Annotated in this window: 1 protein-coding gene; it reads left to right on the top strand. The window is 38.2% G+C overall.

Annotated elements, in window-relative coordinates:
* Positions 1-131: 131 nt before the first annotated feature.
* Positions 132-1376 carry an MFS transporter gene (locus tag B3R63_RS05485; RefSeq protein WP_005014155.1) on the top strand — a complete coding sequence of 415 codons (1245 nt, stop codon included), beginning with the start codon at positions 132-134 and terminating at the stop codon, positions 1374-1376.
* The last annotated feature ends 324 nt before the right edge of the window (positions 1377-1700 follow it).

The following is a 1700-nucleotide window of genomic DNA, read 5'->3' as shown; positions in this document are numbered from 1 at the left end:
TCCGTCTTTATGAAGGAACCACACAGATTCAGCAAATTATTATTGCACGCAATATGATTCGTGAAATGACTCAATAAAACCTCAAGCGCTTTAAGGAAAATTAAAGCGCCCTTAATAGTAGGTAATGGATTATGTCTATAAACACAATAACTTCAAGCATTGGCCCGAATACCTGGAAAATTGCATTCTTATTTGCATTTTTAGCTTTACTGGTCGATGGCGCTGATTTAATGCTGCTTTCTTATAGCCTCAACAGTATTAAGGCAGATTTCGGACTGAGTACTGTTGAAGCTGGCATGCTGGGTAGTTTTACTTTAGCTGGTATGGCAATTGGCGGTATCTTTGGGGGCTGGGCCTGCGACCGCTTTGGCAGGGTCAGAATAGTTGTAATTTCAATTTTAACCTTTTCAGTTTTGACCTGTGGCTTGGGCTTTACGCAAAGCTTTATGCAGTTTGGTATTCTACGTTTTTTTGCTTCATTAGGTCTAGGTTCTCTTTACATCGCCTGTAATACTTTAATGGCAGAATATGTTCCTACCCGATACCGCACTACTGTATTAGGTACCTTACAAGCTGGCTGGACAGTGGGTTATATTGTAGCAACTTTGCTAGCCGGCTGGATTATTCCTGATCATGGATGGCGCATGCTGTTTTATGTTGCAATTATTCCAATTGCTATCGCTATCTTTATGCACATTCTGGTTCCAGAACCGGAAGCCTGGCAACAATCTCGCTTGAATAAAGCGATAAATAATCATCACCAGAAAAAAGAGTCAGCCTTTAAACTTATTTTCCAGGATAAACGTAACCGCAATATGTTTATACTCTGGGCACTTACTGCCGGCTTCCTTCAGTTTGGCTACTATGGCGTAAATAACTGGATGCCTTCTTATCTGGAAAGTGAACTTGGAATGAAGTTCAAAGAAATGACTGCTTATATGGTAGGAACTTATACTGCAATGATTCTAGGTAAAGTTCTTGCAGGTTATATGGCGGATAAACTGGGTCGCCGCTTTACCTATGCTTTTGGTGCTATAGGAACTGCTGTATTTCTACCATTAATTGTATTTTATAATTCACCAGAGAATATTCTGTATTTATTGATAATTTTCGGTTTTCTGTATGGCGTACCATATGGTGTAAATGCAACCTACATGACTGAAAGTTTTGCAACTGCAATTCGTGGTACAGCAATTGGAGGAGCATATAATGTCGGGCGTCTGGGCGCAGCGATTGCTCCTGCAACTATTGGTTATCTGGCTTCTGGTGGTTCAATTGGCTTAGGCTTTGTAGTCATGGGAGCAGCCTACTTTATCTGTGGAGTTATTCCAGCCCTCTTTATCAAAGAGAAACAATATGATCCCCAGAACTCTTGAGTTCTTTTCCCCAATAACTGGCCAAAAACCAGTTATTGGAATTTTTTATATAAAAATCCAAATCTAAAACATATATAGATTTAATAGTTTCTAAATATATTCAACTCAGCCTTTTAAAAGAGTTTTAGATACAGTTCTCTGCATTTATTTTTCCTGTTCACCTTTATAGTGAAAAGATAATTTATTTTAGCATCTCAGTATACGTGCTATTTAATAGAGAGTTGCCTTTTTACAAATAACAAATTAATATATCGCTAAGCGAAATGGTGTTTCTAATTATGGAAAATATAGAAAGAGAATCAATGGAGTTTGACGTAGTGATCG

Origin of the sequence: Acinetobacter sp. UBA1297, from assembly GCF_002307755.1 — a bacterium.
Taxonomy (GTDB): Bacteria; Pseudomonadota; Gammaproteobacteria; order Pseudomonadales; family Moraxellaceae; genus Acinetobacter; species Acinetobacter radioresistens.
This window is presented reverse-complemented; position numbering and strand designations above follow the sequence as displayed.

Bases quoted from the DNA above. Each gene is read 5' to 3' on its own strand.
- B3R63_RS05485 (WP_005014155.1), top strand. From the start codon at position 132: ATGTCTATAAACACAATAACTTCAAGCATTGGCCCGAATACCTGGAAA.